Raw genomic sequence first — 19,469 nt, 5'->3', positions numbered from 1 at the left:
AAGTAAATAAAAGTTATTCTTTTTTCTCTTCTTCTTTTTTGTTAGCCGGTTGGTCATCTTTGGCGGCGTTTTTAAATTCTTTGATGCCGCTTCCTAAACCTTTCATTAATTCCGGAATTTTCTTTCCTCCGAATAAAAGTAAAACCACGACAATAATCAAACCAATCTGCCAAGGACCAACAAAACCTAAAAATATAGCTAATGCATTCATAATATCTTAATTGAGACCACAAAGGTAAAAATATTTTAATGTACTTGGTTAGATTATAAACAATTCTTAACTAAAAACAGCGTTAAAGTGCAATATATTTGTGTAAAACAAAAATATAGACGCTTTTTAAAGTAGCTTTAATTCCTATATTTGTATATTAAAAGAAAAATATGTCTGCTAAAAGACTAAAAAGACAACGACTTAAAAAACAATTGTTCACCAAAAACCGTTTGGTTATTTTGAATGAAGAATCTTTTGAAGAGATTTTTTCATTAAAACTTAATTTGATGAATGTGTTTGTGGTAGTAACTATTTCAGCTATTTTAATTATTTCCATCACAACTTATATTATTGCTTTTACACCATTAAGAGAATTTATTCCGGGTTATGCCTCCAATAAATTAAAAAAAGACGCAACATTTTTGGCCGTAAAATCAGATTCTTTGGCTTTAGAAGTTAAAAAAAACGAATTGTATATTCAATCAATAAAAAAAATTCTGACCGGTGATTTAGAGTACGCTAAGTTCAACAAAGATTCAATTTTAAATTCAGAAAATGTTGACATCTCCAAAGATGAATTAAATCCGTCAAAGGAAGAATTAAAACTAAGAGAACAAGTGGCTTTAGAGGATAAATACAATCTTTTTGAAAAAGCTCAGTCAAAAGTTAACTTGGTTTTGTTTCCCCCGGTTAGAGGACATATTACTGAAAAATACAGTGCAAAAAATAAGCATTTTGCAGTAGACATTGCCGTTCCTAAAGACACGCCAATAAAGGCGGTTGCCAACGGAACCGTTGTTTTTGCTGATTGGACACCCACTACCGGAAATGTAATTATAATCAAACATCGGGATGCCATTTTATCCGTTTATAAACACGCAGCCACATTGACCAAAACCCAAGGTGATGTGGTGCGAACAGGAGAAGTAATTGGATTGGCAGGATCTACCGGAAAAGAATCAACCGGTATTCATTTGCATTTTGAACTTTGGAAAGACGGATTTACGATCGACCCTTCTCAATTTATTGATTTTGAATAACCATGCGAATTAAAGTTTTAGCCGCCAAATTATTTGCTAAAAAAATAGCAAAAGAAACCAAAAAATGGGCATCAAAACCTGTTGAAACTCAGCAAAAAGTTTTTCAAAATCTGATTAAAGAAGCCTCTAAAACCAAGTTTGGTAAAGATCATCATTTCGAGAAAATCAAAACCTTTCAAGATTTTGCAGAAAAGGTTCCGGTTAGGGATTATGAAGCATTACGTGATTATGTTGATTTGGTTGTGGAAGGAAAATCCGATGTTTTATGGAAAGGCAAACCGATTTATTTTGCCAAAACATCGGGAACAACTTCCGGGGCAAAATATATACCACTCACTAAAGAATCAATACCGTTTCATATTCAAGCCGCTCGAAATGCGTTACTAAGTTATATTCATGAAACCGGAAATGCCGATTTTGTCAAAGGAAAAATGATTTTCTTGCAAGGAAGCCCCATTTTAGAAGAAAAAAATGGAATCAAATTGGGTCGATTGTCAGGTATTGTAGCCCATTATGTGCCAAAGTATTTATTAAAAAACCGAATGCCTTCGTGGGAAACCAATTGCATAGACGATTGGGAAACTAAAGTTAATGCCATTGTTGATGAAACCATAAAGGAAGACATGACCGTTATTTCAGGTATTCCGGCTTGGGTGCAAATGTATTTTGAAAAATTACATGAAAAGTCAGGAAAAAAAGTAGGCGAACTGTTTAAAAATTTCAGTTTGTATGTCTATGGTGGAGTTAATTTTGAACCGTATCGAGCTAAATTTGAAAATTTAATAGGGAGAAAAGTTGATTCGGTAGAATTGTTTCCTGCTTCTGAAGGATTTTTTGCTTACCAAGACAAGCAAAACGAAAAAGGAATGTTGCTTTTATTGAATGCCGGCATGTTTTATGAATTTATCAAAACCGACGAATTTTTTACCGAAAATCCTAAACGATATACCATTGGTGAAGTGGAATTAGGAGTGAATTATGCACTCATTATTTCTACTAATGCCGGACTTTGGGCCTACAACATTGGCGATACGGTACAATTTACATCATTAAAACCGCATCGTGTGATTGTTTCCGGGCGAATCAAACATTTTATTTCCGCATTTGGAGAGCATGTTATTGGCAAAGAAGCAGAACATGCGTTGAAAGAAGCCATGGAGGAAACAACCATTCGAGTAAACGAATTTACGGTTGCTCCACAAATTTCACCCGAAACCGGATTACCTTATCACGAATGGTTTATCGAGTTTGAAAATGAACCAGACAATTTAGAAGCATTTGCTTTAAAAATCGATAATGCGATGCGAAAACAAAACACCTATTATGACGATTTGATTGTCGGTAAAGTGTTGCGAACATTAGTCATTACAAAAGTTGCTCAAAACGGTTTTCAAGAGTATATGAAATCGATTGGAAAATTAGGTGGACAAAATAAATTGCCGCGTTTGAGTAATGATAGAAAAATTGCTGATTTTCTGAACCAATATAAAAAAACGTAACTTTGCGGGTTAGAAATTAAAAATACATGAAAGAAATAAAAAACATATCCCGTTCAAGAGCACAAGAATCATCGGCTGCTATTGAGCGATTATATATCACCATGCGTCACTTGTTCAACCGAGGTTTCTATAAACCGATGGGTGTTTCCGGTGAAACGTTGCGTGAAGCTTTATTGCAATTGCGACCTGAAATTTATGGTTCCATTGCCGAAGAAAAAGTTGAATTAAACGGATTATTATATGTGATTGAACGTCTTCCGGTTGGAATAGAAGAGTGTAGATACATCAATTTAACTTCCGACGAAGGCTATTCAAAATCGCATTTTCAAGCGATAGTTCCTCCTAAAAGAAGACGCAACTGTTACCGAATCGACGAGGAACAAATGAATGTGGAAATAACACGAGGCCGTTCCGATATTTATGATATTTTAACGCATTTGACGTTTATTTTCATCGAGTCACATAAAATAAAAGATCGTGTTTTATTAGATGAAAATCAATTTGAAGTAACGCGTGATTGGCAGAAAGTAGAACACTATGTTTTACAGGGAAAAAAATTATCTCAAATTGATAAAGAAAAAGCGATTTCACATGCCTCAAATGTATTGGGAAGAAGTTTTTCGGAAGTATTAGATATTTATGATGCTTTTGGCTCCACTGAAAAACCCGATCGTTTTTTACATATTATCTATTGGTTAGGAAAATTAGCCATTGAAGAAGTAATTGATAATAACAAACGAACCATCACTTTTAGTCCGATTTTGAGAGAACGTTTAGGACATCACATTCACGGAGAATTTTGGGCAACCCGCATCAAAGATGTTTTAAAAGAAAATAACTTGTTAGATCGACCGATTCACATTATTAGTGCTAACATGCACAGTGTGATGAATTCAATTTTTGCAACGCAGGTTTTAAAATCCAAATTTAAAGATAAAACAGACTTCTTTATTTATGAAGAATTAAGTAAATCCGGAGCGGATGTTTTACGAAATAAAGTAGAAGAAGTGGCTTTAAAAAGTGGTATGATTTCATTATTAGATACTTCAGGGACCAATATTGATGTACAAATCTTTGATACAGCCAAAATAGATTTTTCTAAAACAGCTTTTCCAAAAGCAAAAATAGCTAAACAACAACCTGTTTTGATTGTCATGGATTATGCTTTTGGCGAACAAGCCTATGAAACCATTGACGAGTTGTTAAAAGCTTACAAAGAAAACAACAATCAAACTTTTTTGAATGTAGAATCGGTTTCCATTATGGGAAAAGCCGGTATTTTGCAGGGAGGAAAAGGAGATATCATGATTCCGTCTGCACACATTAACGAAGGAACAGGCGATAATTATCCGTTTGAAAATCAATTGTCACCTAACATGTTTTATGGCAATGACATTCCGGTTTTTGCCGGACCAATGGTCACCGTTTTAGGAACTTCATTACAAAACAAAGATTTATTAAAGTTTTTCCATGAATCTACGTGGGGTGTAATTGGGTTGGAAATGGAAGGAGCTTATTATCAAAAAGCCATTCAATCGGCGTCCAAAATACGAAAAAGTATACCAGAAAATGTAAAAGTACGTTATGCTTACTATGCTTCAGATAATCCATTGGAAACCGGAAGTACGTTGGCATCGGGCGGTTTAGGAACGACTGGTGTTAAACCAACTTATTTAATTACTATCAAAATATTAGAACAAATTTTTAATTCTAAATAAACATGAGCTCAAACTCACCAATTAACTCTGATAATCAAGAAATTGACTTAGCAAAAATTACTCAAAAAGTAAACGGTATTTATGAAGGACTTCTAAACACGCTCTTTCGATTGATATTATTTGTTAAAAAGAATTTTATTTTGCTTGCTATTCTTTTTGTTGTTGGTGGCGGAATAGGATATTATTTAGATAAGAAAGTTAAGTCATATGATCATCAAATTATCGTTTCACCAAATTTTGGAAGCACAGATTATTTGTATTCTAAAGTTGATTTATTACAATCAAAAATAAATGAAGGAGATACGCTCTTTTTAAAAGAAATTGGAATTAAAAACACTAAGAAATTTGGTAACATTCAGATAAAACCAATCATTGATGTTTACAAATTCATTGATAATAAAAAAGATAATTTTGAATTAATTAAGTTATTAGCAGAAGATGGAAATATTGACAAAGTAGTTGAAAATGAATTAACGAGTAAAAACTACCCTTTTCATTTAATTACCTTCAACACGTCAAAAATAACCTCAGAAAACGAGACGGTTCAACCTATTTTAAATTTCTTAAACGATAGCCAACATTTTAAAAAATTACAAAATGAATATTTGAGCAATATTCAAATTAAAATGAAAGCAAATGACTCTACCATTGCTCAAATAGATGGTTTAATGAATCAATTTAAAAACAGAACAAATTCCAATAACAGTGATAAATTGGTTTATTTTAATGAAAACACTCAATTAAATGATGTTCTCCAAACCAAAGAAAACTTAATTGGAGAGCAAGCTAATTTAAGAATAAGTTTAGTTAATCTTGATAAGGTTATTAAAGCAACAAGTATAATTATAAATGATAAAAACACAAAAGGAACTAACGGTAAAATGAAATTCATTGTTCCGTTTATTTTCCTACTTTTTTTTATTGGTTTTAAAGGAATGTTGCGTTTTTATAAAAAACAATCACTGAAAAGCAATCAAAAAAACAGCTAAAATGAAAGGAATAATTTTAGCCGGAGGATCAGGGACACGATTGCATCCGTTAACATTAGCGGTTAGTAAACAGTTAATGCCAATTTATGATAAACCAATGATTTATTATCCTTTGTCCACCTTAATGTGGGCCGGGATAAATGAGATTTTAATTATTTCTACGCCACATGATTTACCTTTATTTCGTCAGCTCTTAGGAGACGGAAGCAAATTAGGTTGTCGGTTTGAATATGCGGTTCAAGAACATCCAAATGGATTGGCCGAAGCTTTTATCATCGGTAAAGAGTTTGTTGGCAACGATAAAGTAGCTTTAATTTTAGGAGATAATATTTTCTACGGAACCGGTTTAGCCGAATTACTTCAAGCCAATAATAATCCGGAAGGTGGAATTATTTATGCCTATCATGTGCATGATCCGGAACGATATGGTGTGGTAGATTTTGATGCAAACGGAAATGTTTTGTCAATAGAAGAAAAACCAAGTCAACCTAAATCGAATTATGCGGTGCCGGGAATTTACTTTTACGATAATTCGGTTATCGAAATTGCTGCAAACATAAAACCAAGTCATCGGGGAGAGTTAGAAATCACCGACGTTAATAAAGAATATTTAAAACGGGGAAATTTAAAAGTGAGTATTTTAGACCGAGGAACTGCTTGGTTAGACACCGGAACGTTTCAATCGCTGATGCAAGCCGGACAATTTGTACAAGTCATTGAAGAACGACAAGGTTTGAAAATCGGTGCCATAGAAGAAGCGGCTTATAAAATGGGATTTATAAATGCCGAACAACTTAAAAGACTTGCTGAGCCATTACTAAAAAGTGGTTATGGAACACATTTAATGGGATTAATTTAATTGGCAGATTGACTAATTGTCAAATCGACACATTTTCACTATGAATTTTATAGAAACTAAATTAAAAGGCTGCTTCGTTATCGAGCCAAAAATAATTCAAGACGAACGCGGTTATTTTATGGAAAGTTTTAATGAACGCACTTTTCAGGAGGGAGTGGGTCAAAATGTACATTTCGTTCAAGATAATCAATCGTATTCCACAAAAGGCGTTTTACGCGGATTGCATTATCAAACCGCTGAACATGCTCAAGCTAAATTAGTTCGAGTTTTACAAGGTGAAGTGTTGGATGTGGCAATTGATATTCGTCCGGAATCAAAAACATTTGGTCAATATGAGGCGGTGGTTTTATCTGCTGACAATCAAAAGCAATTTTTTGTACCAAGAGGTTTTGCTCACGGTTTTTTAGTGTTGAGTGAAACGGCTACATTTTTTTACAAATGTGATAATTTTTACAATAAAGCATCCGAAGGTGGGATCATTTACAACGATGAAACGATTGGAATTGATTGGAATTTTAACTCAGAAAAATTAATCATTTCTGAAAAAGACAAATGTTTACCCACATTAGAAAACGCTAAAAAAGCATGGTAGTTTTAGTAACAGGAGCGGGCGGTCAATTAGGACAGAGTTTGCAATTTATTGCTCCCAATTATCCTGCTATTCAGTTTGCTTTTTGCGATTCAAGTACGTTGGACATAACCAATTTGAACAACGTTAAACAACTATTTAAACAATTTAAACCAACTTTTTGCATTAATGCAGCTGCCTACACAGCGGTTGATAAAGCGGAAAGTGAACCTGAAAAAGCTCATTTAATCAATGTAGTTGGAGCCAAGAATTTGGCTGTAGTTTGCAAAGAATGTGACACGATTTTACTTCATATTTCCACCGATTTTGTATTTGACGGAACAAAAAATTCTCCTTATACCGAAGAAGATATTCCAAATCCAACCGGTGTTTACGGTCAAACCAAATTAGACGGTGAAAAAGCGATACAGGAAACATGGGAAAAGCATTTTATCATCCGAACCTCTTGGGTTTACTCACAATTCGGAAATAATTTTATGAAAACCATGCTTCGTTTGGCTTCCGAAAGAGATAAACTAACAGTTGTAAACGACCAAATCGGAACGCCTACAAATGCTGTTGATTTAGCCGAGGTTTTGGTCAATATAATCCAATCACCCATCACCAATAACCCATCACCAAACCTTTTCGGCATCTACAATTTCTCCAACGAAGGGCAATGCAGTTGGTATGATTTTGCGAAGAAAATCTTTGAGGTGAACCAAATTAGTATCAATTTAATACCTATTCCAACTTCCGGTTTTCCTACACCCGCTAAACGACCGGCGTATAGTGTTTTGGATAAGAGTAAAATTAAAAAGGGATTTGGTGTTGAGATTAAGGATTGGGAGGAGAGTTTGAGATCTTTATAACTTTTTTGCTATAATAATAAGCTAGTTTGAGCCATTTTTTTCACAAATAATTCAGTGAATTAAAATTAGATTTTAAAATAGAATTATCTACTTTTGAAAAGTAATTAAAACACCAAAAAAAAATTGAATTTTGGAAGAAATAAAAATTTCTATTGTAGTTCCGCTTTACAACGAAGAAGCTGTCTTTGATAAGCTCATAGAGCGTATTTCTAATGTAATTAATCAAACAAATTTTACTTGTGAAGTAATTTTAATTAATGATGGTAGTAAAGATAAAACGCCTTTTTTAATTGAACAACTATGTAAAAAAGACAAACGTTTCACAGGTGTTTTACTGTCTAGAAATCACGGTCATCAATTAGCAGTAACAGCTGGCTTAAACTATGTGAGAGGTACAGAAGGAGCAATGATAATCGATGGAGATTTACAAGATCCGCCAGAACTTATTAATGAATTTTATTCATTAATGCAAGAGGGTTATGATGTTGTCTATGCTGTTAGAAAAAACAGGAAAGAGTCTGATTTAAAGAAGTTTGCATACTGGATTTATTATCGATTACAACAAAAGATTTCAAACTTTACAATTCCAATTGACAGTGGTGATTTTTCAATGATTAGTAGAAGAGTCGTTGACACAATGAATGAAATGCCGGAACAAAGTAGGTATTTAAGAGGAATGCGTTCTTGGGTTGGTTTTAAACAAAAAGCATTTGAATATGACAGGGATGAAAGACAAGCAGGACAAACCAAGTATAGTTGGAAAAAATTGTTTGAACTGGCATTTAATGGTATTTTTAATTTTAGCGATTTTCCGGTTAGAATAATAACTAGATTAGGACTACTTACTATTTTACTTTCCATTTTCTATTTTAGCTATATTATTTATAATAAAATTGTAAATCATAATGTACCCCAAGGTTTTACTACGTTGATTTTTGCCATAATTCTTTTTAGCGGAGTTCAGTTATTATCTTTAGGTTTAATTGGCGAATATGTATTAAGAATCTACAATCAAGTTAGAAATAGACCTTTGTTTATTATTGATAAAATTATTCAAGCAGGAGAAGAAAAAGATAAAAAATGAATCACGATTACTATAAAGAATACTATTTATTAGAGCGAAATCATTGGTGGTTTAAAGCAAGAGAACGAATAATTTCAAATTTAATAAAGAAATTAATCTCAGATAATAATTATACATCGGGCGAAATTTCTATATTAAATATTGGATGTAGCACAGGTAGAAGTTCAGAATATTTATCAGAATTTGGTAAAGTAACCTCAATAGAATATGACGAATTTTGTTGTGAATTTGCTAGAGAAAAAACAGGTTTAGAAATCATTCACGGATCAATTACGGAACTACCCTTCACCGTTGAAAAATTTGATTTGGTGTGTGCTTTTGATGTAATTGAGCACGTTGAAGATGATCAATTAGCCGTAAACGAAATGAAGAGAGTTCTTAAAGAGAATGGCGTCATTTTTATTACAGTACCTGCATTTATGAGTTTGTGGAGTCATCATGATGAAATTAATCAACATTTTAGGCGATATAAATTGAATGAAGTGGATCATTTATTCAAATTAGAAAAAAACGGGAAAACAATTTTTTCATCCTATTTCAACTTTTTTCTTTTTCTGCCAATTTATTTATTTAGAAAGTTAAGTAACTTATTAAAATTGGGTAACAAAAGAAAAGGTGCCGGAAGTGATTTTGAAACCTTTAATCCAGGGTTTGTCAATGCTTTTCTTTTTTATTTAATGAAAACGGAATCTTTTTTTATAAATTTTAAAATTCGTTTTCCTTTTGGAGTTTCAATATTATACGTATGGAAAAATACATAATGAAAATTACGAATTGGATTAAAGTTAATAATATTCTATTACTAATATTATTATTAGCCTCTTTTTTAAGGCTTTATAAGGCTGATTTTCAAAGTATATGGTTAGATGAGATTTTAACCATGAATGATGCTAACCCAAAACTAACATTTAAAGAATTTTATGATGGAATTTTGTTTTGGGAATATATACCGCACATGTATTTTTATTTGGTACGAATATTATTTGAGTTATTTGGATACACAACATTGGTAGCACGAGTTTTTTCAGCTATAATTGGAGTTTTAGGTGTTTATTCAATGTATCTGTTAGCTAAAGAAATATTTAATAAAAAAGTGGGACTAGTGGCAGCAGCTTTAGTATCAGTAAATATTTTTCATATTTCGTACTCACAAGAGATTAGACCATATGGAATGTTATTTTTATTTACGGTATTGGCTTTTTACCGTTTAATAAAATTTTTAAAATGTACATCGATAAAAAATGCTTTGTATTATGGTATTTTTGCCGGTTTAATTTTAAACGCTCACTTTTTCGGATTTATTACACTTTTTGCACAGTATTTAATATTGCTTTTCTTTTTAATACAATCTCCAAAGGAAAACAAAAAAACTTTTTTTATTAATTCATTTATATCTGGTTTTGTTACTTTAATAATTTTTCTTCCTGCATATGAAGCTTTTGTGAGAGTTTCAGAAATCCAATCTTTTTGGTTGCAAAAACCAGGACAAGATGCTATTACAAAACTAATTAGTGAGTTTTTCGGTTATTCAGAGCTTATATTGTTTTTAATTCAATTTATTGTCATAAATTATATTATAAATGTTTTCAACCTAAAAAACATAAAAGTAAATTATAAAAGTATTGTCAATAGTAAATTACTCACTTGCTTTATAATTACTTCTGTTTGGTTGTTAGTATCTATAATCATTCCTTTGTTAAGGTCTCATTTAGATGTTCCAATGATTTTAAGTCGGTATTTTATAAATATTTTACCTGCTATTATTTTAATTTTAGCTGTTGGTTTGTATTTGATAAAAAATGTATTTATTAAAAAAACTATCATTATTTTATTTTTAATTTTATCATTAATAGATTTATTTGCCATCTCAAAATATTATTCTACAATTAGAAAAAGTCAATTTAGAGAATTGACTACTGAAATTTCTAAAAAAAACTACAATAACACTAAAATTGTTGCATATTATAGATGGCTGTTCCCTTATTTTTTTCAAAACAAACCCTTTGTCAAAATTGAGGAAAAATCATTGGAGGATTATGTAAGTGGAATAAAAAACAATTCAATAAAAAAAGAACCGTTTTGGTATGCTGATGCAAATTCAAGACCATATTCATTGAATAAAGATCAAGAAAAATTTCTTTTAGAAAATTTTAATTTAATAGATAAAATAGAATATTACGATGCTTGGGCACATTATTATGAACCTAAAACAGAAGTTTCTATTTTAACAGAAGGTAATATAAACTTGTCATTGTTTAAACCTAATAGATTAGATAATAATGGAAACATAATCTTATTTAAAAATGGTAATGTTCGTTCCCCAAATATTTTCCTTGAAAAAGGAAATTATAAATTAATAATTAATTGCAACAGTTTGCCTGATAAACCAATAAATAACGAGAATGCTCATTTAAATGTTAAAATTAATGGTCAAATGGTTGAAGATTTTTACTTAAGTGAAAACAAAAATTCATCGGAAAACGTAATTAAATTTGAAACCCTAACTGATGAAAAGATTAGAATTCAACTTATTTATGACAATGACGTTTCAAATAAAAATAGCGACAGAAATGTAATTATTTATTCAATTAAATTAGTGAAAGAATAATTTTTTTTTATTTTGTAATTGTGAATAAAAAAGTATTTATTTTTGCAAAAAAAAACAATAAAAATGAAAAGTAAAATTTTAATTATAGCATTTACATTATTATTCACCTTGATTTCTTGTAAGGGAGAGAAAGATAATATCTTAAACCCAGAGAATACATTAAAAGATGAAAAAAAGAATGAGTTTTTTAGTGTTGAAATGAGTGTTATTTGCACTAGAGAAGATAATTTTGCTGTATACTATACAGAGGATGGAACCATAAATTTTACAGGAGAAAAAGCTATATGGAGTGGTGTTTTGGGTCAAGAAGGTAGTCAAAAGGTGATGTTTAACTTTCCTGAAGATGTTATTCCTACCCACATTCGTTTTGATTTAGGTTTTAATAAAGAACAAGGAGATATAACTGTTGAAAAATTTAAGTTGGATTATTACGGCAAGAGTTTCGAAGCAAAGGGTTCTGACTTTTTAAAATATTTTATTCAAAATGATTCAGTAAAAACTGAAATAAATGAAGTAAATGGAACTATAACAATTTTGAAAAATCCAAAAGGGTTTTCTCCACCATTTTACTACCCGCATCAAGCTTTACTTGATGAAATATCAAAAATCACAAACTAATTATCGAAACAAAATATAAAGATTATACAAATAATTGGTGTTTAAAAACTATAAAGATTATATTTTTTTTTAATCTTGAATAAAATTTAAAATTATTAGTTGTATTAATTTTATTTCAAATCAATAAAAAGTATTTTTACAATCCAATTATGGATATGTGAAACGAATACGCTTAATTAAAAACAACAAACATTTTCAAAATTTTTCAATTTATGGAATTGGACAATTCTTTAATCTCCTTACTCCATTAATTGTTGCTCCTTATATAATTTCAATATGCGGAGAAGAGGGATTTGGAAAAGTCGGTATTGGTTTGTCATTTGTTTTTATTTTAACTGTTTTAGTAGATTTTGCTTCTGGAATTAATGGCGTTAAAGAAATTTCAGTTCATCGAAACAATCCAAAAAAAATTCAAAAAACAGCAATAACTTTATTTTCAATTAAGTTAATATCGTTAATTGTTGTAATCCTTTTTTCAACGTTAATCATATTTTATATTCCATTTCTATATCAAGAAAAAAAGTTACTTTTTTTGAGTCTGATTATTTTAGTATCTCAAGCGATAAACCCCACATGGTTTTTACAAGGAATTGAAAAATTCAAAATGATTTCCTTTATTACAATTTCAAGCAAATTACTATATATAATTTTGATTTTGTTACAGATAAAGAAACAGGAAGATTATGTTTTTGTGAATTTATATTTTGGTTTGAGTGTAATAATTGCAAACATTTTTTGTTTATATTGGTTAGTAAAAAATCATTTTTTAGTACTAGTAACCCCAAAAAGACAAGATATCATTTTAATTTTTAAAAGAGATTATAAACTTACTTTTTCGCAACTTTTATTGTCGCTTCAACAATATTCTCCAATACTATTAATCGGTTATTTTGGAAATAATATGTTAGCAGGTCAGTATAAAATTATTGAACAAATAATTATGATTTTTAGAACTTATTTACAAGTAATTTTCAATTTTATTTATCCGAGAGTTTGTTTCTTAATAGCCCAAAATAAAGAAAACGGAATGAAAAAATGGTTCTATTTCAATGGGTTAAACTTTGTTTTAATTTTGTTTTGTTCAATATTTCTGTTTGTTTATGCACAAGAAATTTTGACTTATTTCAATGCTTCTGACAGTTTGAATTTATCTTTTTATTTAAAAATAGCGGCGTTTATTCCACTTTTAATTGCTCTCAATATACCCCTTCAGCAACTTGTATTAGCATATAATTTTCAGAAAAAATATGTCAATACTACTATTTTAACAGCAGTAGTTTTGTTAGCATCTATTGTGTTCTTTTTTAATCAGTGGCAATTAACCGGAGTGTTTATGGCTTTATTATTAGCTGAAGTTTTTGTAGTGGTTCTTTATATAAAAATTCTTCGAAATCATTTAATCATTAGAAAAAATGAAATTTAGTTTTTCAAAAAAAATTATACACTCCATTTTATTTACACTTTGTGTTGCTGTTCCCTATTTAAACAATTATGAACTTACATTTTTGGTTTGGTCGGCAACGATGGCTGTTTCGTTACGAAGAACATACAGTAAACAACTATTGATTCAAGTTGGTTTATTTACATTGATTTTAGGAATCGCTTTGTTCAGTAGTTTTTTTCAAGATTTTGGCAGTTATGATTTTATTCGGGATATAACCTATTTGGCCAAACCCATTATTGGATTATTAGTAGGATACCAACTGTGTAGAAATAGCTTGAAAGATCCTTTGCAAACAGTTATTTATACCGGTGTTTTATTAGCAATATTCCACCTGTTTATTGTTTTTTATGGAATTGTTTTTGTCGGCTTTAGAAATATTCACCAAATTAGAGGTTTTGCAGGGTTTTTTAGTGATTTTGAAATCTATGTTATCATTTTACTACTTTTTAGCGATAAATTTGGAGTAGCCTTATCTCGTAACAAAAAAAGTATTTTTCTAACGCTCTTGGTATTATCCTCAGCATTTTATTTATCCAGAACCAATTTTCTACAATTTGGGATTTTATTCTTGGCAATGAAAGGTTATTTTGTACCAAACAGAAGAAATGCAACCATCTTATTTTCTTTAGTACTCGCAGGTTTAGTTGCTTATTCTGCTATTCTTTATTACAACCCTAAACGAAACGGTAAAGGCATTGAAGCTTTTCTATACAAAGTAAAAATAGCCCCAACCGAACCCTTTAAAACCAAAATAAATACTGAGGATTATAAAGATTTTAACGATAATTATCGATCGGTGGAAAACATCAATACCTATCGGCAAATGAGAAATGATGGTGCTTTTTCTGTTTTGTTCGGAAAAGGGCTTGGCTCAAAGGTAGATTTAAAAAAAGAAGTTTGGTTAGATGATGCTTCTTTACGCTATATTTCAATCCTTCATAATGGATTTATGACTGTTTATTTAAAATCGGGAATTTTTGGGCTTATACTTTTAAGTTTATCCATTTTTCTTTTATTTAGAAAGCAAATAACAAACAATCAAGAATTAACCAATTTGAATTATTTGATTACCGGAACAGCACTGTTTCTTTTTATTTCGTATTGGGTGTTTATGGGATTCTATTTTAAAGCCGATACAAAAGCTATTTTAGTGGGATTATTAATTGCTCTTTCCGAAAGAATAAGCTCCCAAAAGTCTACTCAAAAGATTTTAGAATAGTTTTAATTTGTTTACTGGTTGTTCCATCTCCATACGGATTTGAAGCAGATGCAATTTTTGAATAATAATTCTCATTGTCAAGCAATTTAACCGTCTCTGCACAAATTTTATCATAATTTGATCCAACCAAAACAGCAGTTCCGGCTTCTACACCTTCTGTTCGTTCGGTTACTTTTCTCAAAACCAATACCGGTTTTCCTAAACTTGGTGCTTCTTCTTGAATTCCTCCGGAGTCTGTTAATATCAAATTACTTTTACTCATCATCCATATTAGTTCCGGATAATCTAAGGGGGAAATGAGTTTGATGTTAGAAGCGATTAACCACTTGTGGGCGTATTCTTTGATATTTGGATTTAAATGAACAGGATAAACAATTTCAACCGTTTTATCCTTTTGTTTTGCAATACTTAATATAGCTTGACATATTTCTTCAAATGGTTTTCCGAAATTTTCTCTACGGTGACAAGTAACCAAAATAATTTTTTTTGAAAAATCGATGTTCTTAAATTTTTCAAACATAATTTGTTCATTGGTCGAATTAATCTTATTAAGACCCATCAATAACGCATCAATAACTGTGTTACCTACCACAAAAACATTGTCTTTAATTCCCTCCTTAATTAAATTTTGTTGTGCATTTTTTGTTGGACAAAAATGAGCAAAAGTAAGTTTAGAAGTCAAAACACGGTTCATTTCTTCCGGAAAAGGAGAGTACATATCGTCACTTCTTAACCCGGCTTCAATGTGAATAACTTTAATTTTTTGATAAAATGCCGCTAAAGAAGTTGCTAAAACAGTGGTAGTATCGCCTTGTACAAATACAAAATCAAAAGGTTCTTTTAATAAAATATCATCCGTGATTCTGGAAACTAAACGAGCCGTTAATTCATGTAAAGACTGATTTGGCTTCATAATATTAAGATCATAATCGACATTTATTTCAAAAAAATGTAAGACCTGATCCAGCATTTCACGATGTTGTGCTGTGACTGCAATTTTTACATCAAAGTGTTTGTCTTCAGAAAAATTTTTTATTAATGGGGCCATTTTTATGGCTTCTGGTCGAGTTCCGAAAACAAATAGAACTTTTTTCATTTATTAAAGTAAAAATATTGAAATGTAAAACTACTAATAAAAACTATATTTGCAAGGTATAAAATGCCTATATGAAAGTTTTATTTCAAACCAGAACAAATTTATTTGACGCACCCGGTGGAGACATGGTTCAAATGTTAAAAACGAAAGAGTTTTTAGAAAAAGAAGGGGTATCTGTTGATATTTCTTTAGAATTAGAACCTAATTTGGATAATTATGATTTAGTTCATTTATTTAATTTGATGGAGCCTCAAGATATTTATATTCAGATGCTCAATGCAAAAAAACAAAACAAAAAAATTGTACTTTCAACCATTTATGGACTTTACACAGAATTTGAGCGTAAAGCAAGAGGAGGTTTATTTCAACAAATTGCGAACTATTTATCCCCTTATCAAATTGCATTTGTAAAAAACCTAGTAAAGCATTACAAAGGCAAACGAATGCACAAAGGTGTATATAAAATGATTTTTAAAGGCTATTATGGCTTAATGAAAGAAATTGTTGACAACACCATTGTTTTCTTGCCTAATTCTCATTCTGAAATGAATAGAGTTATTCTTGATTTTAAGCTAAATAACCCCAAATATGTCAGCATCCCAAATGCCATAGATAAATCGGTTTTTACCTCTGAAATAGACAATCAAAACAATCCTTACAACAGGTTTAAAGACTGTATTTTATGTGCTGCCAGAATTGAAGGAAGAAAATCTACTTTAAATTTAGTAAGAGCCATTAAAAATACCGATTATCATCTAGTGTTAGTTGGAAATGAATCTAAAAATCAAAAAAAATACGTAGACCAAGTTCGAAAAGAAGCAGGTGCTAATGTTACTTTTTTAGGGGCGGTTTCACATCAAGAGTTAAGACAATTATACGAAGTCTCAAGAGTTCATGCTTTAGTAAGCTGGATGGAAACTCCGGGCTTGTCATCGTTAGAAGCCGCTGCCATGGGCAAAAATATAGTTGTTACAACAAAAGGAGATACGTATGATTATTTTGAAGACTATGCGTTTTATTGTGAACCGGATGATGTAAATTCAATTACAGACGCCATCACAAAAGCCTTTGATTCCCCCGTTGATCCTATGTTAAAAGAAAAGATTCTGCAAAAATATACGTGGGAGGAAACCGCTGCAACAACGATTAAAGCATATCGTGTTGCACTAGAGCATATATAGCGTCTTAATTTTATTTGATTTCTTTCCGTTTGTTTGTTCTAAAATCCTATTTTTGCCATTAGAACAACCTAGCAAGTAGAATGAAAATAGCCATTTTAGGTACACGAGGCATCCCCAACTATTATGGAGGTTTTGAACAATTTGCTGAATTTTTTTCAGTGTATTTGGTTCAAAAAGGACACGAAGTATACTGCTATAATTCTCATAATCACCAGTTTCAAGAAAATACCTTTCATGGTGTAAATATAATTCATCAACACGATCCGGAATATAAATATGGAACCTTCGGTCAGTTTATTTATGATTATAACTGCATTATCGATTCCCGAAAAAGAGATTTTGATATTATCTTACAATTAGGTTACACCAGTAATTCCATTTGGTTTTTTCTACTTCCCAAAAAACCAATCATCATAACCAATATGGACGGCATCGAATGGAAACGCTCCAAGTATAATCGTCTAGTGCAGCAATTTTTGCGATTTGCAGAACGCTTAGCCGCGATGAGTAGCGATTATTTAGTTTCTGACTCTATGGGAATACAATCTTTTTTAAAAAAAAGATATAAAAAAGAGTCTACATACATTGCTTATGGAGCTCATCCGTTTACCAATCCAAATGAAGCCGTTTTAAAAGAATATCATGTTGAAAAAGAAAACTTCAACATGATTATGGCTCGCTTTGAACCCGAAAATAATCTTCAAATGGTGTTAGATGGTGTAGTAAAAAGTAATGATTCAACACCGATTTTGGTCATAGGAAACCACAATACCAAATATGGAAAATATTTAAAGAACAGATACCAAAATCATGCATCTATTCGATTTATGGGTGCTATTTACAATTTAGAACACCTCAATAACCTTCGTTATTTTTCAAAACTATATTTTCATGGTCATTCTGTGGGTGGAACGAATCCTTCATTATTGGAAGCCATGGCCTCCAAAGCATTAATTTTAGCCCACAACAATGATTTTAATAAAGGAATAATTAAACAAAACGGTTATTATTTTGCTAATGCAGAAGAGGTGAAAAATTTACTGCTCACTATCAAAAAAAATGATAACTTGCAAATCATTCAAAACAACTACGAAGCCATTGTAAATGAATTTAATTGGGATAAAATAAATGGAGAATACCTTAACCTTTTTGAGCAATGTATGGCAAGATCTAAAAAAGGAAAATAAACAACATTTTTCATTTATTCCTTTTTTGTTGCTACTCTGTACCATTCCAATGCCATACGGAGTTAATAATGTTCTATTAGGTTTCTTTCTGCTGTCAGTATTCTTAAAGATTAAAGAGGTCAAGTTTAATTTTCAATCCACTCTTTTTCTGCTTATTGTCCTTTTTTTATTGATGGTTGTTTCCTATTTCTGGAGTATTGATACAAAAGCAACTCTCAAAGCCATACCCAAAGAGATTGGGTTAATACTCATTCCGCTCTGTTTTATGATAATGAAACCGTTTTCAAAGGAACAGCGGCAAAAGATTGTAAAATACTACAGCTATGCGATGGTGGTTTATGTTGTTTTTTACTTGGTAAAAGCGGTCGTCAGGTTCCTGTTGAATGCTGATTCAAATGTGTTTTTTTATCATGAATTGGTTACAAAAGAAGTAAACGCAATTCATGTTTCAGTATATGTATCAATTGCTTTTTTCTACTTTTTCACTAAAGAAATCAAATCTAAACTAGAAGTAGGTCTTACTTTATTACTTTTTATCTTTCTATTTCTTTTATCTTCCAAAAACATCATTATTGTTTTTATACTCTTAGTATTAATTGAGTTTTTCTTTTTTTCAAAAAGCGGACATAAAATGCGTTTGCGGAATTTAATTGTTGTTGGTTTAGTGGTTAGTTCTTTTCTGTTTGTTGGAAAAATCAAAGACAGATTTATGGCAGAATTTCAATCCAATACTGAAAAGAGCATCAGTCACACAGTACTGGATCTTGATAAAAGTTTAGAAGGAGTGAATGTATTAAGTATCAAAGAAGCATGGACAAACGAAAAATTTTCACCCAACGACTTTTTCCCCGGGACGGCTTTTCGGGTGTATCAAGCTCGAATTTTTTTAGAACTTTTTAAAGAAGAAAACGTTTTTTGGACAGGTTATGGCCTAAATGCTTCTTATAAAAAACTTGATCAAAAAGCTATAAAATATGATGTATACAGAGGTAATGGTGACAAAGAAGGTTACCAAAATAAAAACTTCCACAATCAATACATTCAAAATTTTGCTGAATTAGGCTTTTTTGGTTTTTTCATTTTAGTACTATTACTTACTTTTAATTTAAAGAATGCAATAAAAAACAAAGATTTTATCCAAATTGCTTTTGCAGTTCTAATGATAAGTTTATTTTTGACAGAATCTTTTTTGTGGAGACAAAGAGGCGTGATGTTTTTTAGTTTACTTTACTGTCTTTTTAATGCAAAACAGTATTCGCCCCTAAAAAAAATGTAA

At 30.8% G+C, this 19,469-nt stretch carries 18 protein-coding genes; 16 read left to right on the top strand and 2 right to left on the bottom strand.

What is annotated here, in order from left to right; all coding sequences use genetic code 11:
- Positions 1 to 13: 13 nt before the first annotated feature.
- Positions 14 to 211, bottom strand: a complete 198-nt coding sequence (locus EQG68_RS05240) for a Sec-independent protein translocase subunit TatA/TatB (RefSeq protein ID WP_129463731.1) — start codon at positions 209 to 211, stop codon at positions 14 to 16.
- A gap of 170 nt (positions 212 to 381) precedes the next feature.
- Between EQG68_RS05240 and EQG68_RS05235 the strand changes: the two genes are divergently transcribed.
- The 13 genes from EQG68_RS05235 to EQG68_RS05175 all read left to right on the top strand — a co-directional run bounded on the left by EQG68_RS05235 (position 382) and on the right by EQG68_RS05175 (position 14,729).
- Entirely contained in the window at positions 382 to 1,251 is an 870-nt protein-coding gene (locus EQG68_RS05235) for a M23 family metallopeptidase (RefSeq protein WP_129463730.1), read from the top strand.
- Positions 1,252 to 1,253: 2 nt separating this feature from the next.
- Complete coding sequence (locus EQG68_RS05230) at positions 1,254 to 2,750, top strand: GH3 auxin-responsive promoter family protein (protein ID WP_129463729.1); 1,497 nt, start codon at positions 1,254 to 1,256, stop codon at positions 2,748 to 2,750.
- 26 nt (positions 2,751 to 2,776) lie between these two features.
- The gene (locus tag EQG68_RS05225; protein WP_129463728.1) at positions 2,777 to 4,468 is read left to right on the top strand and encodes a DUF6909 family protein; all 1,692 of its coding nucleotides are present in this window, start codon (positions 2,777 to 2,779) and stop codon (positions 4,466 to 4,468) included.
- Between the two features lie 2 nt (positions 4,469 to 4,470).
- Entirely contained in the window at positions 4,471 to 5,457 is a 987-nt protein-coding gene (locus EQG68_RS05220) for a hypothetical protein (RefSeq protein ID WP_187347460.1), read from the top strand.
- A gap of 1 nt (position 5,458) precedes the next feature.
- Positions 5,459 to 6,316: a glucose-1-phosphate thymidylyltransferase RfbA gene (gene rfbA / locus EQG68_RS05215; protein ID WP_129463727.1), complete on the top strand. Its 858-nt coding sequence runs from the start codon at positions 5,459 to 5,461 to the stop codon at positions 6,314 to 6,316.
- Positions 6,317 to 6,356: 40 nt separating this feature from the next.
- Positions 6,357 to 6,908, top strand: coding sequence for a dTDP-4-dehydrorhamnose 3,5-epimerase (gene rfbC / locus EQG68_RS05210; protein ID WP_129463726.1), 552 nt, complete (start codon positions 6,357 to 6,359; stop codon positions 6,906 to 6,908).
- Positions 6,902 to 7,756: a dTDP-4-dehydrorhamnose reductase gene (gene rfbD, locus EQG68_RS05205; protein WP_129463725.1), complete on the top strand. Its 855-nt coding sequence runs from the start codon at positions 6,902 to 6,904 to the stop codon at positions 7,754 to 7,756. Before rfbC ends, rfbD begins: the two co-directional genes overlap by 7 nt.
- A 130-nt stretch (positions 7,757 to 7,886) precedes the next feature.
- Positions 7,887 to 8,840, top strand: a complete 954-nt coding sequence (locus tag EQG68_RS05200) for a glycosyltransferase family 2 protein (RefSeq protein WP_129463724.1) — start codon at positions 7,887 to 7,889, stop codon at positions 8,838 to 8,840.
- Positions 8,837 to 9,601, top strand: coding sequence for a class I SAM-dependent methyltransferase (locus EQG68_RS05195; protein WP_129463723.1), 765 nt, complete (start codon positions 8,837 to 8,839; stop codon positions 9,599 to 9,601). Before EQG68_RS05200 ends, EQG68_RS05195 begins: the two co-directional genes overlap by 4 nt.
- A complete protein-coding gene (locus tag EQG68_RS05190) occupies positions 9,586 to 11,448 on the top strand; it encodes a glycosyltransferase family 39 protein (RefSeq protein WP_129463722.1) in 1,863 nt (620 codons plus the stop codon). Before EQG68_RS05195 ends, EQG68_RS05190 begins: the two co-directional genes overlap by 16 nt.
- A 63-nt stretch (positions 11,449 to 11,511) precedes the next feature.
- Positions 11,512 to 12,066 (top strand): hypothetical protein, encoded by a 555-nt coding sequence (locus EQG68_RS05185; RefSeq protein ID WP_129463721.1) that lies wholly within the window; start codon positions 11,512 to 11,514, stop codon positions 12,064 to 12,066.
- 157 nt (positions 12,067 to 12,223) lie between these two features.
- Positions 12,224 to 13,489, top strand: a complete 1,266-nt coding sequence (locus tag EQG68_RS05180; protein WP_129463720.1) for an oligosaccharide flippase family protein — start codon at positions 12,224 to 12,226, stop codon at positions 13,487 to 13,489.
- Positions 13,479 to 14,729 (top strand): hypothetical protein, encoded by a 1,251-nt coding sequence (locus tag EQG68_RS05175; protein ID WP_129463719.1) that lies wholly within the window; start codon positions 13,479 to 13,481, stop codon positions 14,727 to 14,729. The genes EQG68_RS05180 and EQG68_RS05175 overlap by 11 nt, the downstream gene beginning before the upstream one ends.
- On the opposite strand, the gene wecB is transcribed toward EQG68_RS05175, so the two are convergent.
- Complete coding sequence (gene wecB / locus EQG68_RS05170) at positions 14,707 to 15,825, bottom strand: non-hydrolyzing UDP-N-acetylglucosamine 2-epimerase (RefSeq protein ID WP_129463718.1); 1,119 nt, start codon at positions 15,823 to 15,825, stop codon at positions 14,707 to 14,709. The genes EQG68_RS05175 and wecB overlap by 23 nt on opposite strands.
- A gap of 71 nt (positions 15,826 to 15,896) precedes the next feature.
- Between wecB and EQG68_RS05165 the strand changes: the two genes are divergently transcribed.
- The 3 genes from EQG68_RS05165 (at position 15,897) to EQG68_RS05155 (ending at position 19,469) form a co-directional block, all read left to right on the top strand.
- Entirely contained in the window at positions 15,897 to 17,006 is a 1,110-nt protein-coding gene (locus tag EQG68_RS05165) for a glycosyltransferase family 4 protein (protein WP_129463717.1), read from the top strand.
- A gap of 80 nt (positions 17,007 to 17,086) precedes the next feature.
- Positions 17,087 to 18,193 carry a DUF1972 domain-containing protein gene (locus EQG68_RS05160; protein ID WP_129463716.1) on the top strand — a complete coding sequence of 369 codons (1,107 nt, stop codon included), beginning with the start codon at positions 17,087 to 17,089 and terminating at the stop codon, positions 18,191 to 18,193.
- Positions 18,135 to 19,469: an O-antigen ligase family protein gene (locus tag EQG68_RS05155; protein ID WP_129463715.1), complete on the top strand. Its 1,335-nt coding sequence runs from the start codon at positions 18,135 to 18,137 to the stop codon at positions 19,467 to 19,469. Before EQG68_RS05160 ends, EQG68_RS05155 begins: the two co-directional genes overlap by 59 nt.

Source organism: Flavobacterium piscinae (assembly GCF_004122145.1).
Lineage (GTDB): Bacteria > Bacteroidota > Bacteroidia > Flavobacteriales > Flavobacteriaceae > Flavobacterium > Flavobacterium piscinae.
The sequence above is the reverse complement of the archived record's forward strand: the minus strand, read 5'-3'. Positions and strand labels throughout refer to the sequence as shown.